A 15,287-nucleotide genomic window follows, 5' to 3' on the forward strand; every position below is an offset into this window, starting at 1 on the left:
CACCTGGAAAAACGTCCCGGACCGGGACGATGGTTCCACCGGGTGGCACAGCACACATCGCGGGCGGACCGGATCGGTCGGACAGTGGAAACCATGCGTGTCCGAAGACCGAAGGGTGCCCGGAAAACACACGCGGTGCACATACCCAGGGCCGCGCTGGTGCTCCTCGGCTGTCTGCCCGGCCTCGCCGCGGTCGTCGTCCTGGTGCTGTGTGCCAACGGCGTCGAGCGCTCGGCCGCCGCCGGTGCCGGGCAGGCCGCGGCCCGCTCCGCCGCGGCCCACTCCGCGACCAGACCGCACATCGTGCCGCGCTCGGTCTGGGCGGGGGAGGACAGCACCCGCACCCGGCCGCCACCGCGCTACGACGACAAGGTCCTCGCGGTGTTCATCCACCACACGGACTCGCCCAACGCCTACGACTGCGCCGAGGCGCCCCGCATCATCCGCTACCTCGCCGCGGGCATGACCGAATCCCGTCACTGGGACGACATCGGCTACAACTTCCTCGTCGACCGCTGCGGCACCATCCACGAAGGCCGCGCGGGCGGCACCGACCGCCCCGTCACCGGCGCCCACACCCAGGGCTTCAACCACCGCACCACCGGCATCGCCGCCCTCGGCACCTTCACCTCCGGAGTGCCGGTCCCGAAGGTGATGACCGACGCGATCGCCCACCTCGCCGCCTGGAAGCTGGGCCTCGCCGACATCGACCCCCGGCGGACGGTCCGCCTGGTCTCCAGCAACGGCCACAGCCGCTACGCCGCCGGCACCGCCGCCGCCCTCCCCGCCCTGGCCGGCCACGACGACGGCTACATGACCAGCTGCCCGGGCGCGGCCCTCAGCGCCCGCCTCCCGGAGATCAGAGACCTGGCGGCCCGGCTGCAGGGCAGGACGTAGCGGCGACCGGCTCACAGGTTCCTCCCAGCCGGCTCACCGATTCCCCCGAGGCAGCCGCCATAGCGTCAGTGGCACGCACTGACCGGAGGTGGGGATCATGAACAGCAGTCGTATGAACACCAAGGAGACCGCAGGCGGTTGGGCCAGGACCGCCCGCGGCCCCTGGGCCGTCGTCTGCGCGGTCGCCGCCGTCGTCCTGGGCCCGGCCGCCGTCACCGCCTCCGCCCTGGAACAGGCCAACGCGGCACCGCTGTACCACGCGTGAAGGCCGACAACACCCAGGCGTACCTCCCGACGGACACCAACCGCCGCCGCACCACGGCCACTTGATGACGCCGTGGCTCGGACACCCGCGGTAATCGGGCTTGTTTGCAACTTGGCGCACAACTTCGGAGAGCCTAACCTTTCAGGACAAATGTGGGGCAGGAGTGTGTGACCTGCGGTCCGGTTGTGCCGCGCACTGGCCACTCCCGCCGTCATCCTGCGAGGCTTCCGGCGCCTGCGATACGGTGCGCCGAAGCCGGCAAGAGCGGGAAATACGGGGGTTTCCAGGCGAGGCGCAGCCCTGTTCCGCGCGGTCACCGGCCTGGTGGGGCGAGGGAGTCAGGGGTGGGCGATGGTGACCTGCTCGTACTCGACTGGCGCAAAAGCAGTGCCTGCGATCCGGTTGATTGCGTGGAAGTCGCCCTGATGGCCAGGGGGGTTCGCGTGCGTGAGTCGACTCGTCCGGAGGGGAATGTCATCTCCGTGGGGGCCGTGGCCTGGAGGGATTTTCTCGGGGCGTTATGTGCCAGAACCCTGGAAGGACCGCTGTGATGGGCGGTTTTCGGCCACAGGGACAGAGGGAGCATAGGGGCGGGGGGTGCCTGTGGTTCGATTGAGCCCAGCAGTGACGCGGCGTCCGGATCACCACCAGAGTCACACACAGCCGTCTGGGGACGACATGGGGGATTCCACAGGGCCACAGGCTTCCAACGGCCACGCGCACGGACCTGTTACGAGACCGCTGTTGCCGCTGGCCGCGTTGCTGGGCGCCTACTTCCTGGTGTCCGGAGGAACCGGCACGCTGGTGGGCGTCCTCCTCTCCTTCGCGGTGGCTCCCGCGCTGCGCCCATGGGTGTGGGCCTCGGCCGGCGTGATCGTGGCGAGTGTCGCGGGCCTGCTGCTCGATCGCGGAACTACGGCTGCTGTCCGCCGGTTTCCGAGTCTGGGTCTGGGCCTGCGTCCGGTGTCCGAGGGACGGGTTCGGTCCCGGAAGTAACGGTGGCGGAGGGGGCGGCGCCATCGCCGATGGCGGGATCGGCCTTGGGACGCCTGCGTATTCGCATCCCAACCCACACGATCAGGATGCCGAGCACGCCGAATCCGAACACGCTCACCAGCAAGGGGCGCAGGGAGGGGGCGGAGCTCGGGGCGAAGAGGTGGAGGATGCCGTAGAGCGCCGACGCCGTGATGCCGACGGCCAAGCAGATCACCAGGACGATCCACGCGACGGCCTTGCAGAAGTTCTTCAGGGCCGAGTCCGAGCTCATGACCATGTGCAGGGTGTAGAGCACCACGTCGTTCCCCGTGGGCTCCCGCTCCGGCAGCACGTGCGCCGGAGTCTGCGGCCCGGTCGGTTCGGCCGGCGGATGCGCCTTCCGAGCGGCTACGAACACGATCGACGCGTTCGGCGGCAGGGGGTCCGCGACAGGAGCCGACTCGGCGATCTCGGTCGACTCGCTGATGGCGGTCGGCTCGGTGATGCCGGTCGGCTCGACGGCATCGGTCGACGACCCCTGCGTGTCGGGGCGGGCACGTTTCCGTGCCAGCCTGTCGCGTATCCGTGTGAAGACACCCTTCACGGGCCTCTCCCGGTCTCGGTCCGACGTGTCGCCGGTGCGGGGGGCGAAGCTCCTGCTAGGACGGGGCGTCCCGCAGGGCGTTCGACGCGGTCGCAGGGCCGTGCGGGTACTGGGCCAGCACCTCGTCGATGAAGCGGACCGCAGCGCTGCCCGAGAGGGCATCGGTGCGGGACTTGTCGAACTTCGTCAGGTAGCCGACGACACTTTCCTGGTCGTCGCGGGTCGTCAGCGCGCCGTTCGGACCTTCCACGAAGAGAACGTCACTGTCGTCCTTGAACGTCAGGGCGATCGAGCCGTTGCGCAGCACCGGATGCAGACCGAGGGCGAAGGGGACGACGCCCAGGTCGACGTGGCCGAGTTCCGCGACGGACTTCAGGTGCCGCAACTGCTCGCGCATCACGGCCGGTCCACCGATCCAGCGCCGTAGCGCGGCCTCGTCGACCAGGAAGTTCAGTCGAGGCTCCGAGGCCTCGCACAGCAGCCGGTCCTGGCGCTCCGCGCGCAGCGCCACGATCGCGTCACCCCTCTCGGCAGAGTGCCGGCTGTTGAGCAGCGCGCGCGTGTAGGCCTCGGTCTGCAGGAGTCCCGGGACGAACGTGGGGTCGTAGGCGTACAACTCGGCGGCCACGCTCTCGAAGCCGAGGTATACGGCGAACTGGGGGTCCACCACGTCCCGGTAGGGGCTCCACCACGGAGGCTTCCGGCTCTCACGGGCGGCCTCCTCGAGCTGTTGCCGGACATCGGACTCCGTAATGCCGTAGAGATCGAGCAGAGCACGCAGATCGGTCACGGACACACCGACCGAGCCGCCTTCGATGCGGATCACCTTGGACGGTGACCAGGACAGGGCCTGCGCCACGTCCGGTTGGTTCAGGCCCGCCTCGTTGCGGAACGTGCGCAGGGCCAGCCGCACCCGGCGCCGCTCCACGGCGGGATCCTTCGAAGCCATCTCCTCGTAGTCCCACCTTCCGAGGGTGACGGAGTGTTCCAGGGTGGTTGCCACCTGGCGGACAGCCGGTGAGCAGACTGCCAGGTGGCAGACTGCCCGGGTACGGCTTGCCACCTGGCTGCCCCGGTGGATTGCCCTACCCTACCTCCAGAGCACGAGAAAAGGGGAACACGCCCCTACGGCGGGATTTCTGACGGTCCGTCCAGCGGTGAGGGCGAGCGGGTTCCGGGCGCGAAGTCCCCGTTCAGGGCGTCGGCCGGGGTCAGCCCCTGAACCGCTCCCACAGCTTCGGATACCGCCCGGCCAGCACCGACTCGTCCTCGAAGTCGAGCGGTGTGCCCTCCGGCTCGGAGGGGGCGGGCGCGATGCCCAGGTCGGGGGCGACGGTGCCGGTGAGCTGCTCGTAGGCCTCGTCCGCCGCGTAGCCGAGTTCCTCGCCGTCGCCGTCGATCTCCTCGTCGAAGTCGTCCAGGAGGTCGGCGAGCGAGTCGGGGGCGTGCACCGCGCCCTCGTACACCTCGCGGCCCTGGCCGATCAGCCAGCACCGGAAGAAGTCGAAGGCGTCGTCGCTCGCGCCGTCCAGCAGGACCCAGGCGGCGCCCCACAGGTCCCAGGTGTAGGCGCGGTTGTAGCGGGCCTCGAAGTGACGGGCGAAGTCGAGGACCATGTCCGGGTCAAGCTGGAGAAGACGGTCCACGAGCAGGTCCGCCTGCTCCTCGGGGTCGCCCTCGGCGGCCTCGCGGGTGGCGTCCACCAGCTCCCAGAACTCCGTCTCGTCCATCACGGGTCCAGCATCGGCCCTGAAGAGGTGGGACGCACGTGGAGTGGGGCGGATTGTTATGTCCCGTACAGCGCGGCCAGTCTGGCCGTGTCGTTGGCGAAACGCGCCCGCAGGCTCTCCGGTGCCAGCACCTCCGCCTCCGGCCCGAGCGCCGCGAGCTGCGTGTGCGCGACCTCCTCGGACTCCACCGGCAGGGTCACCGTCACCCGCCCGTCACCGTCCGGGTCACCGGCCGCTGCCAGCGCCTCCCGGGCCGACAGGGGATCGACGGTGTACGGCAGTCTGCGCACCCCGTCCCCGGACAGCCGCACCACCACCTCCGCCCGCAGCAGCGACCGGGCGAACTGCTCGGCCCGCTCGTCCCAGAAGCCCGGCAGATCGAACTCCTCGTCCCGGTCGAACCGCTCCTCGCCGACCGTCACCACGGTGAACCGGTCGATCCGGTACACCCGGTAGGAGTCGCTCTGCCCCGCCACCCGCGCGCACAGGTACCAGACGCCCGCCTTGAGGACGAGCCCGTACGGCTCCAGCTCGCGCACGACGTCCTGCGAGGCCTCCGCTTCCCGGCCGCGATAGCGCGCGGTGATCCGCCGGTCGTCCCACACCGCGTCCGCGACGGCGGGCAGCAGTTCGGGGGTCTTCGGCTCCTTGAACCAGTTCGGCGCGTCCAGGTGGAAGCGCTGCGCGGCGGTTCGGGAGGCGTCGCTCAACGACGGCAGCAGGGCCGCCGACACCTTCAGCCGGGCCGCCGAGGCCGCGTCCTCCAGGCCCATCTCCCGCAGCGCCCCCGGCACCCCGGACAGGAACAGCGCCTCGGCCTCGCCGCGGGCCAGCCCGGTCAGCCGGGTGCGGTACCCGCCGATCAGCCGGTAGCCTCCGGCCCGCCCCCGGTCCGCGTACACCGGCACCCCCGCCTCCGACAGCGCCTGCGCGTCGCGGGTGACGGTCCGCTCGGACACCTCCAGCTCCCGCGCCAGCTCGGCGGCGGTCATGGACGGCCGGGACTGGAGCAGCAGCACCATTTTGATCAGACGGGCAGCACGCATACGGCCATGATGCCGGGCGCCACTGACAACGAAGGGGCACGGCGGCGGCCGTACCCCTTCATCGATTTCATCGATGTCAGCGGACCTCAGGTCCTACAGGCCGTACTTCGCCCGCGCTTCCTTCACCGCGGTCGCCTTGACCTCGCCGCGCTTCGCGAGCTGGGCCAGGGCGGCGACGACGATCGACTCGGCGTCGACACCGAAGTGGCGGCGGGCCGCGTCACGGGTGTCCGAGAGGCCGAAGCCGTCGGCGCCCAGCGAGGAGTAGTCCTGCTCCACCCACTGCGCGATCTGGTCGGGGACCTGACGCATGTAGTCGGAGACCGCGAGCACCGGGCCCTCGGCGCCGTGCAGCGCCTGACGGACGTACGGCACCCGCTCCTCGCCCTGCAGCAGCGCCGCGTCGGCCTCCAGCGCGTCGCGGCGCAGCTCGGTCCAGGAGGTCGCGGACCACACGTCGGCGGCCACGCCCCACTCCTCGGCGAGCAGCTTCTGCGCCTTGATCGCCCAGTGGATCGCCGTGCCGGAGCCCAGCAGCTGGATGCGCGGGGCGTTCGCCACCGGTGAGAGCCCGGCCGACTCCGCCGTGCTGAACCGGTACAGGCCCTTGACGATGCCCTCGTCGATGCCGAGGCCCGACGGTTTCGCGGGCTGCGGCAGCGGCTCGTTGTAGACGGTCAGGTAGTAGAAGACGTTCTGGTCCTCACCCGGGGCCGCCTCGCCGTACATCCGGCGCAGACCGTCCTTGACGATCGTCGCGACCTCGTACGCGAACGCCGGGTCGTACGTCAGCGCGGCGGGGTTCGTCGCCGCGATGACCGGCGAGTGGCCGTCGGCGTGCTGGAGGCCCTCGCCCGTCAGGGTCGTCCGGCCGGCCGTGGCGCCGACGAGGAAGCCGCGGCCGAGCTGGTCGCCGAGCTGCCACATCTGGTCGGCCGTGCGCTGCCAGCCGAACATCGAGTAGAAGATGTAGAACGGGATCATCGCTTCGCCGTGCGTGGAGTACGCGGTGGACGCGGCGATGAAGTCGGCCATCGAACCGGCCTCGGTGATCCCCTCGTTGAGGATCTGGCCGTTCGTGGCCTCCTTGTAGTACATCAGCTGGTCGCGGTCGACCGGCTCGTACGTCTGGCCCTTGGGCGAGTAGATGCCGAGCGACGGGAACAGGCTCTCCATGCCGAAGGTGCGCGCCTCGTCGGGGACGATCGGCACCCAGCGCTTGCCGGACTCCTTGTCGCGGACCAGGTCCTTGACGAGCCGGACGAAGGCCATCGTGGTCGCGACGTTCTGCGTGCCGGAGCCCTTGTCGAAGGAGGCGAACGCCTTCTCCGACGGGGCCGGCAGCGGGGCCAGGGGATGGGTACGGCGGGCCGGGGCCGGGCCGCCGAGGGCCGCGCGGCGCTCCTGGAGGTAGCGGACCTCGGGGGAGTCGGCGCCGGGGTGGCCGTACGGCACGACCCCGTCGACGAACTGGCTGTCCGAGATCGGCAGCTCCAGCAGGTCGCGCATCGTCTTGAACTCGTCCACCGAGAGCTTCTTCATCTGGTGGTTGGCGTTCTTCGACGCGAAGCCCTCGCCGAGGGTGTGGCCCTTGACCGTCTGGGCCAGGATGACCGTCGGGGCGCCCTTGAAGTCCACGGCCGCCTTGTACGCCGCGTACACCTTGCGCGCCTCGTGGCCACCGCGGGAGAGGTGGAAGCACTCGAGGATCTTGTCGTCGCTCAGCAGCTTCGCCATCTCGACGAGCGCCGGGTCCTTGCCGAAGAAGTCCTGGCGGATGTAGGCGGCGTCGCGCGTCTGGTACGTCTGCACCTGGGCGTCGGGTACCTCGCGCAGGCGGCGTACGAGCGCGCCCGTGGTGTCGAGCCGGAACAGTTCGTCCCAGGCGGTGCCCCACAGCGTCTTGATGACGTTCCAGCCGGCGCCGCGGAACTGGGCCTCCAGCTCCTGCACGATCTTGAAGTTCGCGCGGACCGGGCCGTCCAGGCGCTGCAGGTTGCAGTTGATGACGAAGGTCAGGTTGTCCAGACCCTCGCGGGAGGCCAGTCCGAGGGCCGCCGTCGACTCGGGCTCGTCCATCTCGCCGTCGCCCAGGAAGGCCCAGACGTGCGACTGGGAGACGTCCTTGATGCCGCGGGCGGTGAGGTAGCGGTTGAAGCGCGCCTGGTAGATCGCGGAGAGCGGGCCGAGGCCCATCGACACCGTCGGGAACTCCCACAGCCAGGGCAGGCGGCGGGGGTGCGGATACGACGGGAGGCCGTTGCCGCCGGACTCGCGGCGGAAGTTGTCGAGGTGGTCCTCGTTGAGCCGGCCGTCGAGGAAGGCACGGGCGTAGATACCGGGGGAGGCGTGGCCCTGGATGTACAGCTGGTCGCCGGAGCCGGGCGATTCCTGGGATTCCTTGCCCTTGAAGAAGTGGTTGAAGCCCGTCTCGTACAGCCAGGCCGCGGAGGCGAAGGTGGCGATGTGGCCGCCGACGCCGTACTTGCTGCCCCGGCTGACCATCGCCGCCGCGTTCCAACGGTTCCAGGCGGTGATCCGGGCTTCCATCGCCTCGTCACCGGGCGCGGACGGCTCGGCGGCGGTCGGGATGGTGTTGACGTAGTCGGTCTCGAGGAGCTTGGGCAGCGCGATGCCGGTGCCCTCGGCCCGCTCCAGCGTGCGCCGCATCAGGTACGCCGCGCGGTGCGGCCCGGCCGCCTTGGCGACCGCGTCCAGTGAGGCCTGCCATTCGGCGGTCTCCTCCGGGTCCCGGTCCGGGAGCTGGTCGAGCGCGCTCGGCTGGATGGCGTTGGGGTCGGTCATGTCGCCGCCTTCCTCAGTCGAAGGGGGTTCCCTCATCGGTAAGGGTTCGGGGGTGCCCTAGGTCTTTGGCAGGACAGGGCTGGGGCCTCGGTGGAAGCCCGTCGAGACTCTAACTCCCTGATCGATGATCGATCAAAGGGTTGAGAGGCAAAACCTCTTGATCACGAGAAAGTAGGCACGGGGTGCCTTCGAGAAAGACACCGGGTGCCGCTCATTGCAGGGGTTTTCGCAGGTCGGCAGACGTTTGAGCGCGGTACCGCTCAGGGGTCACGCCTGCGGTGCGCAGCCCAGCACGTGTGCCTTCACGATCTCGGCGATCCGGGGATCCTGGCGGCGGAACGCGGCCACCAACTCCTCGTGCTCCTCCGCGTACGACTGCTGGACCGTCCCCAGCCAGCGGATCGACAGCGCGGTGAAGACCTCGATGCCCAGCCCCTCCCAGGTGTGCAGCAGCACCGAGTTGCCCGCCGCCCGGACCATCTCCCGGTGGAAGGCCACCGTGTGCCGCACCTGGGCCGTCCCGTCCGACGCGCGGTCGGCCTCGTAGAGCGCGGCGACATGCGGCTCCAGGGCCGAGCAGTCGTGCGCCAGCCGCCCCGCCGCCAGCTCCGCCGCGATCGCCTCCAGACCGGCCCGGACCGGGTAGCTCTCCTCCAGGTCGGCCGCGGTCAGGTTCCGCACCCGTACGCCCTTGTTCGGCGCCGACTCGATCAGCCGCAGCGACTCCAGCTCGCGCAGCGCCTCGCGCACCGGGGTCTGACTGACCTCCAGCTCGGTGGCGATTCGGCGCTCCACGATCCGCTCGCCCGGCTTCCAGCGCCCGCTGACGATCCCCTCCACGATGTGCTCGCGGATCTGCTCGCGCAGCGAGTGGACGACGGGCGCGGTCATGAGGGCTCCTTAGGGAGGGGCCGCCCATCGGCCCCGGGGGCGTTTGACGTTTAGACAATAAGGCCGCGGGCCCATGGAGGAGGGGCGCACGGGGGCGCTTTCGCGCAGGTGAGACGAGGCTTACACGCTCTCAGCTCGGCGTCTTCTGTCAATACGGGGAACCCCGCGGGCTCCTTCGGTGTCGCCGTCGGCAGAGGGCTCCCGCGCGGGGCGCCCTCGGCACGAGTGGGGGCGACATGAACATCGGGGGACGGCGTGGAGCACTGCGCTGGACGGCCGCGGCGGCCGTGATCGGCGCGCTGGTGGGGGTGACGGGCTGCCAGCAGACGCCCACCCGGGCGGAGGCGAAGCCGGGCCGCACGATCACGGAAGAGAGCACGGAAGAGGTCACGGAACAGATCACGGGAATGGCGGGCGCAGCCCGGGGAGCGGGCGGCGCCTGTGTCTTCGTCAAGCCGGACGGGGCGCAGAAGTTCGGCCATGTCGGCTGGGGCTTCCGGATCACCGGGACCGACCGCTGGGTGTACGGCGCGATCGAGAACCCGAGCGGCAGGCTGTACACGCCGCCGGGCGGCGACATCGGCGCCTGGCAGGCGGAGGGGACGTACGCGCGCATGCTCAGCGAGATGTCCCGGGACGCGCACTATCCCGGCAGGTCAGAGCACCCGTACAGCCGCTACCGCTGCACGTCCTCCTCGACGAGCGACGTGCCGGCGGCGCGGTCGATGATCCGTACCGTCGCCGAACGCGGCTTCCTCGTGGGCGTCGACCCGAGGACCGGGAAGCTCACCTCGCGGGACTGCCTGGACGCCACGTCCGACGTGCTGAAGGCGTACCGGACGCGGGGCCTGGTGCCCGCGCCGAAGATGGCCGTCCCCAATGTGTGGGTGGAGTCGCTGGTGGGGTGGTCGGACAAGAGGCTGACGCCCCGGTGACAGCGCGGTGCCCCGTCCGGAGGACTCCGGACGGGGCACCGTACAGGCACTGCTGAGGCTTACAGGCCGAGCTCGACCTCGAACTCGCCCGCCTCAAGGATCGCCTTGACCGCGGTCAGGTAACGGGCCGCGTCGGCGCCGTCCACCAGACGGTGGTCGTAGGAGAGGGTCAGGTACGTCATGTCGCGGATGCCGATGACCGTGCCCTCCTCCGTCTCGATGACGGCCGGACGCTTGACCGTGGCACCGATACCGAGGATCGCGACCTGGCCCGGCGGCACGATGATCGTGTCGAAGAGCGCGCCGCGCGACCCGGTGTTGCTGATGGTGAAGGTCGCGCCGGACAGCTCGTCCGGGGTGATCTTGTTGGCGCGGACCTTGCCCGCGAGCTCCGCCGTGGCCTTGGCGATGCCGGCGATGTTGAGGTCACCGGCGTGCTTGATGACCGGGGTCATCAGGCCCTTCTCGGAGTCCACCGCGATACCGATGCTCTCGGTGTCGAAGTAGGTGATCGTGCCCTCGTCCACGTTGATCCGGGCGTTGACGGGCGCGTGCGCCTTCAGCGCCTGGGCCGCCGCCTTGACGAAGAACGGCATCGGGGAGAGCTTGACGCCCTCACGGGCCGCGAACGCGTCCTTGGCCCTCCCGCGCAGCTTCATCAGGCGCGTGACGTCGACCTCGACGACCGAGGACAGCTGCGCCTGCTCGTGCAGCGCCTTGACCATGTTGTCGCCGATGACCTTGCGGATGCGCGGCATCTTGACGGTCTGGCCACGCAGCGGGGAGGCCTCCAGGACCGGCGCCTTCTTGGCAGCGGCGGCGGCTTGGCCTCCGGCAGTCGCGGCAGCGGCCGGAGCCGGAGCTGCGGCGGCGGCCTTCGCGGCCTCGGCGGCGGCGATGACGTCCTGCTTGCGGACGCGGCCGCCGACGCCGGTGCCCTTGACGGTGGCCAGGTCGACGCCGTTCTCGGCGGCGAGCTTGCGCACCAGCGGGGTCACGTAGGCGCCGTCGTCACCGGAGGTGGCGGCGGGCGCCGCGGCCGGGGTGACCGGAGCCGGGGCGGGCGCCGGAGCGGCCGGGGCCGGCTCGGGAGCCGGGGTGACCTGCTGCTGCGGGGCCGGAGCCGTGGGCGCCTGCGGAGCCGGAGCCGGAGCGGCCGGAGCCGCGGGGGCGGGCGCCGCAGCCGGGGCAGGAGCCTCGGCGGCGGGCGCGGGAGCCGGAGCCGCAGGGGCCGGAGCAGCGGCCGGAGCCGCGCCCGGGGCGCCGATGACGGCCAGCTTGGCACCGACCTCGGCGGTCTCGTCCTCGGCGACCGTGATCTCCAGCAGCACACCGGAGACGGGCGCCGGGATCTCGGTGTCGACCTTGTCCGTGGAGACCTCGAGCAGCGGCTCGTCGGCCTCGACGGAGTCGCCGACCTCCTTGAGCCAGCGGGTGACGGTGCCCTCGGTGACGGACTCGCCGAGCGCGGGCAGGACGACGTCCGTGCCCTCGGCGGAGCCGCCGCCGGAGGCGGCCTCGGCGGTGGGAGCAGGCGCCGGGGCGGCCTGCTCGGTGGACGGGGCGGCCTGCGGAGCCGGCTCGGGAGCGGCGGCAGGGGCCGGCTCGGCGGCCGGGGCCGGAGCGGCAGCGGGCGCCCCCGTGCCGTCGTCGATGACGGCCAGCTCGGCGCCGACCTCGACGGTCTCGTCCTCGGCGACCTTGATGGACGCCAGGACGCCGGCGGCGGGCGAGGGGATCTCGGTGTCGACCTTGTCGGTCGACACCTCGAGCAGCGGCTCGTCGGCCTCGACGCGCTCACCCTCGGCCTTCAGCCAGCGGGTGACAGTGCCCTCGGTGACGCTCTCACCGAGCGCAGGAAGGGTTACGGAAACCGCCATGGTTTCGGTTGCTCCTTACAAGTGCGGAAGTCTGGGGGTTCGTCGACCGAGGGTCAGTCGTGCGAGTGGAGGGGCTTGCCGGCCAGGGCCAGGTGGGCCTCGCCGAGCGCTTCGCTCTGCGTCGGGTGGGCGTGGATGAGCTGCGCGACCTCGGCGGGCAGCGCCTCCCAGTTGTAGATCAGCTGGGCTTCGCCGACCTGCTCGCCCATGCGGTCGCCGACCATGTGGACGCCGACCACGGCACCGTCCTTGACCTGGACGAGCTTGATCTCGCCCGAGGTGTTCAGGATCTTGCTCTTGCCGTTGCCCGCGAGGTTGTACTTCAGAGCGACGACCTTGTCCGCACCGTAGATCTCCTTGGCCTTGGCCTCGGTGATGCCCACGGAGGCGACCTCGGGGTGGCAGTACGTCACCCGCGGGACACCGTCGTAGTCGATCGGAACGGTCTTCAGACCGGCCAGACGCTCCGCCACCAGGATGCCCTCGGCGAAGCCGACGTGCGCGAGCTGGAGGGTGGGGACCAGGTCACCGACGGCGGAGATGGTCGGGACGTTGGTGCGCATGTACTCGTCGACCAGGACGTAGCCGCGGTCCATGGCGACGCCCTGCTCCTCGTAGCCGAGACCGGCGGAGACGGGCCCGCGGCCCACCGCGACCAGCAGGAGCTCGGCCTCGAACTCCTTGCCGTCGGCGAGGGTGACCTTGACGCCGTCGGCGGTGTACTCGGCCTTCGAGAAGAAGGTGCCCAGGTTGAACTTGATGCCGCGCTTGCGGAACGCGCGCTCAAGAAGCTTGGAGGAGTTCTCGTCCTCGAGGGGGGCCAGGTGCTTGAGGCCCTCGATGATCGTGATGTCCGTGCCGAAGGACTTCCACGCGGAGGCGAACTCGACGCCGATGACACCGCCGCCGAGGACGATCGCCGACTTCGGCACCCGGTCCAGGACGAGGGCGTGGTCGGAGGAGATGATCCGGTTGCCGTCGATCTCCAGGCCCGGCAGCGACTTCGGCACGGAGCCGGTCGCCAGCAGGACGTGGCGGCCCTGGACGCGCTGGCCGTTCACGTCGACGGAGGTGGGGGAGGAGAGGCGGCCCTCACCCTCGATGTACGTCACCTTGCGGGAGGCGACCAGTCCCTGCAGGCCCTTGTACAGGCCGGCGATGACGCCGTCCTTGTACTTGTGGACCCCGGCGATGTCGATGCCCTCGAAGGTGGTCTTCACACCGAACTGCTCGCTCTCGCGGGCCTGGTCGGCGATCTCGCCCGCGTGCAGCAGGGCCTTGGTGGGGATGCACCCCCGGTGCAGGCAGGTACCGCCGACCTTGTCCTTCTCGATCAGGGCGACGTCCAGGCCCAGCTGAGCCCCGCGCAGGGCCGCGGCGTAACCACCGCTACCACCGCCGAGGATCACTAGGTCGAAAACGGTGCTGGCGTCGTTCGCCACGTCACGTCCTCCATGCATGTGCGCCACGCCGGTCTGCGGTGACCGGTCGGCGGCTGGTGTCCGGCCGCTCGTTCTTCGGCCCTTCGGTGGGGCCCTGTCCTGCCGAGGCCCATCTTCGCACTTGTCGGCGCGGGAAGAGACGCCGGGCTGGTGTGTGAGACGTCGCACTCTCCTGTGCCGTCACATGTGCCACGGCAAGGCGACGGGGCCCCGCCCTACCCGCGCGCGGGGCCCCGTCACCGAAAAGGACCTCAGCCCAGGTCGCCCGCGGCCGTCAGTTCGGCCAGCCGGACCAGAGTCCGCACCGCCGTCCCCGTGCCGCCCTTCGGCGTGTACCCGAAGGGCCCGCCCTCGTTGAAGGCCGGTCCCGCGATGTCCAGGTGCGCCCAGGTGATCCCCTCACCCACGAACTCCCGCAGGAACAGACCGGCGACCAGGCCGCCGCCCATCCGCTCACCCATGTTGGCGATGTCGGCCGTGGCGGAGTCCATCCCCTTGCGCAGGTGCTCCGGCAGCGGCATCGGCCAGGCCGGCTCACCGACCTCCTCCGCGGCCTCGTGGATCGCGGAGCGGAACGCCTCGTCGTTCGCCATGATCCCGAACGTGCGGTTGCCCAGCGCCAGCATCATCGCGCCGGTCAGCGTCGCCACGTCCACGATCGCGTCCGGCTTCTCCTGGGAGGCGGCCCACAGCGCGTCGGCGAGGACCAGCCGGCCCTCGGCGTCGGTGTTGAGCACCTCCACGGTCTTGCCGCTGTACATGCGCAGCACGTCACCGGGCCGGGTCGCGGAGCCCGAGGGCATGTTCTCGGCCAGCGCCAGCCAGCCGGTGACGTTGACCTCAAGACCCAGCCGCGCGGCGGCGACCACCGCGGCGAACACCGCGGCCGCCCCGCTCATGTCGCACTTCATGGTCTCGTTGTGGCCGGCCGGCTTGAGCGAGATGCCGCCCGAGTCGTAGGTGATGCCCTTGCCGACGAAGGCGAGATGCTTGCTCGCTTTCGAGGAGGTGTACGACAGCTTCACCAGCCGCGGGCCCGCCGCCGACCCGGCGCCGACGCCCAGGATGCCGCCGTAGCCGCCCTTGACCAGGGCCTTCTCGTCGAGCACCTGCACCTTGATGCCGTGCTCCTTGGCCGCGGCCTGCGCGACGGCGGCGAACGCCTCGGGGTCGAGGTCGTTCGGCGGCATGTTGATCAGGTCGCGGGCGCGGTTGAGCTCCTCGGCCACCGCGGCGGCCCGCTCGATCGCCGCCTTGTAGGCGCGGTCGCGGGGCTTGCCGCCGAGCAGGGAGGCCTCTGCGAGCGGCGCCTTGCCGTTCTTGGCCTTGGCGTCGCTCTTGCCGTTCTCCTTGTAGGTGTCGAAGGAGTACGCCCCGAGGAGGACGCCCTCGGCCACCACACCCGCGTCCGCGGCGTCCGCGAGCGGCAGCGCGAACGCCGCCTTCTTGGCGCCGGAGAGGGTGCGGGCGGCAACGCCGGCGGCCCGGCGCAGCGCCTCCGCGTCGAAGCCGGAGCCCTTCTCGGGCTCGGCGCCCAGGCCCACCGCCACCACGAGCGGCGCCTTGAAGCCGGCCGGCGCGGGCAGCTTCGTCACCTCGCCCTCGGCACCGGAGGCACCGAGGGTCTCCAGGACGCCGGCGAGCCTGCCGTCGTACGCCTTGTCCACGGCCTCGGCGCCCGGTGCGACGACCGGGCCTTCGGCACCCTTGGCCACACCGATCACGATCGCGTCGGCCCGAAGGCCGGGCGCCGCGGCGGTGCTGAGAGTGAGAGCAGTCACGGTGGTGAAATCTCGCTTCCTTGAAAGTCCTGTGCG

General features: G+C 70.8%; 12 protein-coding genes and 1 pseudogene. 4 read left to right on the forward strand and 9 right to left on the reverse strand.

Features of this window, described 5'->3' with window-relative positions:
- The first annotated feature begins 93 nt into the window (after positions 1-93).
- The 3 genes and pseudogenes from AC5P09_RS08585 (at position 94) to AC5P09_RS08595 (ending at position 1,713) form a co-directional block, all read left to right on the forward strand.
- On the forward strand, positions 94-897 hold the full coding sequence (locus AC5P09_RS08585; RefSeq protein ID WP_493873245.1) for a peptidoglycan recognition protein family protein: 804 nt from the start codon (positions 94-96) through the stop codon (positions 895-897).
- A gap of 97 nt (positions 898-994) precedes the next feature.
- Positions 995-1,227 (forward strand): annotated as a pseudogene (locus AC5P09_RS08590) (hypothetical protein).
- Between the two features lie 279 nt (positions 1,228-1,506).
- Positions 1,507-1,713 carry a DUF397 domain-containing protein gene (locus AC5P09_RS08595; RefSeq protein WP_266440690.1) on the forward strand — a complete coding sequence of 69 codons (207 nt, stop codon included), beginning with the start codon at positions 1,507-1,509 and terminating at the stop codon, positions 1,711-1,713.
- 362 nt (positions 1,714-2,075) lie between these two features.
- On the opposite strand, the gene AC5P09_RS08600 is transcribed toward AC5P09_RS08595, so the two are convergent.
- From AC5P09_RS08600 to AC5P09_RS08625, 6 genes are all read right to left on the reverse strand, one after another.
- Positions 2,076-2,741: a hypothetical protein gene (locus tag AC5P09_RS08600; RefSeq protein WP_493873246.1), complete on the reverse strand. Its 666-nt coding sequence runs from the start codon at positions 2,739-2,741 to the stop codon at positions 2,076-2,078.
- A gap of 55 nt (positions 2,742-2,796) precedes the next feature.
- Positions 2,797-3,690: a helix-turn-helix domain-containing protein gene (locus AC5P09_RS08605; RefSeq protein WP_493873247.1), complete on the reverse strand. Its 894-nt coding sequence runs from the start codon at positions 3,688-3,690 to the stop codon at positions 2,797-2,799.
- A gap of 262 nt (positions 3,691-3,952) precedes the next feature.
- Positions 3,953-4,471, reverse strand: a complete 519-nt coding sequence (locus tag AC5P09_RS08610; RefSeq protein ID WP_493873310.1) for a DUF4240 domain-containing protein — start codon at positions 4,469-4,471, stop codon at positions 3,953-3,955.
- Positions 4,472-4,527: 56 nt separating this feature from the next.
- Positions 4,528-5,517, reverse strand: a complete 990-nt coding sequence (locus AC5P09_RS08615) for a helix-turn-helix transcriptional regulator (RefSeq protein WP_493873248.1) — start codon at positions 5,515-5,517, stop codon at positions 4,528-4,530.
- Positions 5,518-5,610: 93 nt separating this feature from the next.
- Positions 5,611-8,322 (reverse strand): pyruvate dehydrogenase (acetyl-transferring), homodimeric type, encoded by a 2,712-nt coding sequence (gene aceE, locus AC5P09_RS08620; protein WP_493873249.1) that lies wholly within the window; start codon positions 8,320-8,322, stop codon positions 5,611-5,613.
- A 267-nt stretch (positions 8,323-8,589) separates the two neighbouring features.
- Positions 8,590-9,213, reverse strand: coding sequence for a GntR family transcriptional regulator (locus AC5P09_RS08625; RefSeq protein ID WP_266440705.1), 624 nt, complete (start codon positions 9,211-9,213; stop codon positions 8,590-8,592).
- Positions 9,214-9,449: 236 nt separating this feature from the next.
- On the opposite strand from AC5P09_RS08625, the gene AC5P09_RS08630 reads away from it, so the two are divergent.
- The gene (locus tag AC5P09_RS08630; protein ID WP_493873250.1) at positions 9,450-10,148 is read left to right on the forward strand and encodes a hypothetical protein; all 699 of its coding nucleotides are present in this window, start codon (positions 9,450-9,452) and stop codon (positions 10,146-10,148) included.
- 59 nt (positions 10,149-10,207) lie between these two features.
- Here the strand turns inward: AC5P09_RS08630 and sucB are convergent, their stop codons facing one another.
- From sucB to AC5P09_RS08645, 3 genes are all read right to left on the reverse strand, one after another.
- Complete coding sequence (gene sucB / locus AC5P09_RS08635) at positions 10,208-12,028, reverse strand: 2-oxoglutarate dehydrogenase, E2 component, dihydrolipoamide succinyltransferase (protein WP_493873251.1); 1,821 nt, start codon at positions 12,026-12,028, stop codon at positions 10,208-10,210.
- Positions 12,029-12,081: 53 nt separating this feature from the next.
- Complete coding sequence (gene lpdA, locus AC5P09_RS08640) at positions 12,082-13,470, reverse strand: dihydrolipoyl dehydrogenase (RefSeq protein WP_482710863.1); 1,389 nt, start codon at positions 13,468-13,470, stop codon at positions 12,082-12,084.
- A gap of 251 nt (positions 13,471-13,721) precedes the next feature.
- A complete protein-coding gene (locus AC5P09_RS08645; protein ID WP_493873252.1) occupies positions 13,722-15,251 on the reverse strand; it encodes a leucyl aminopeptidase in 1,530 nt (509 codons plus the stop codon).
- Between the last annotated feature and the right edge of the window lie 36 nt (positions 15,252-15,287).

The organism is Streptomyces sp. a15, from assembly GCF_059026085.1.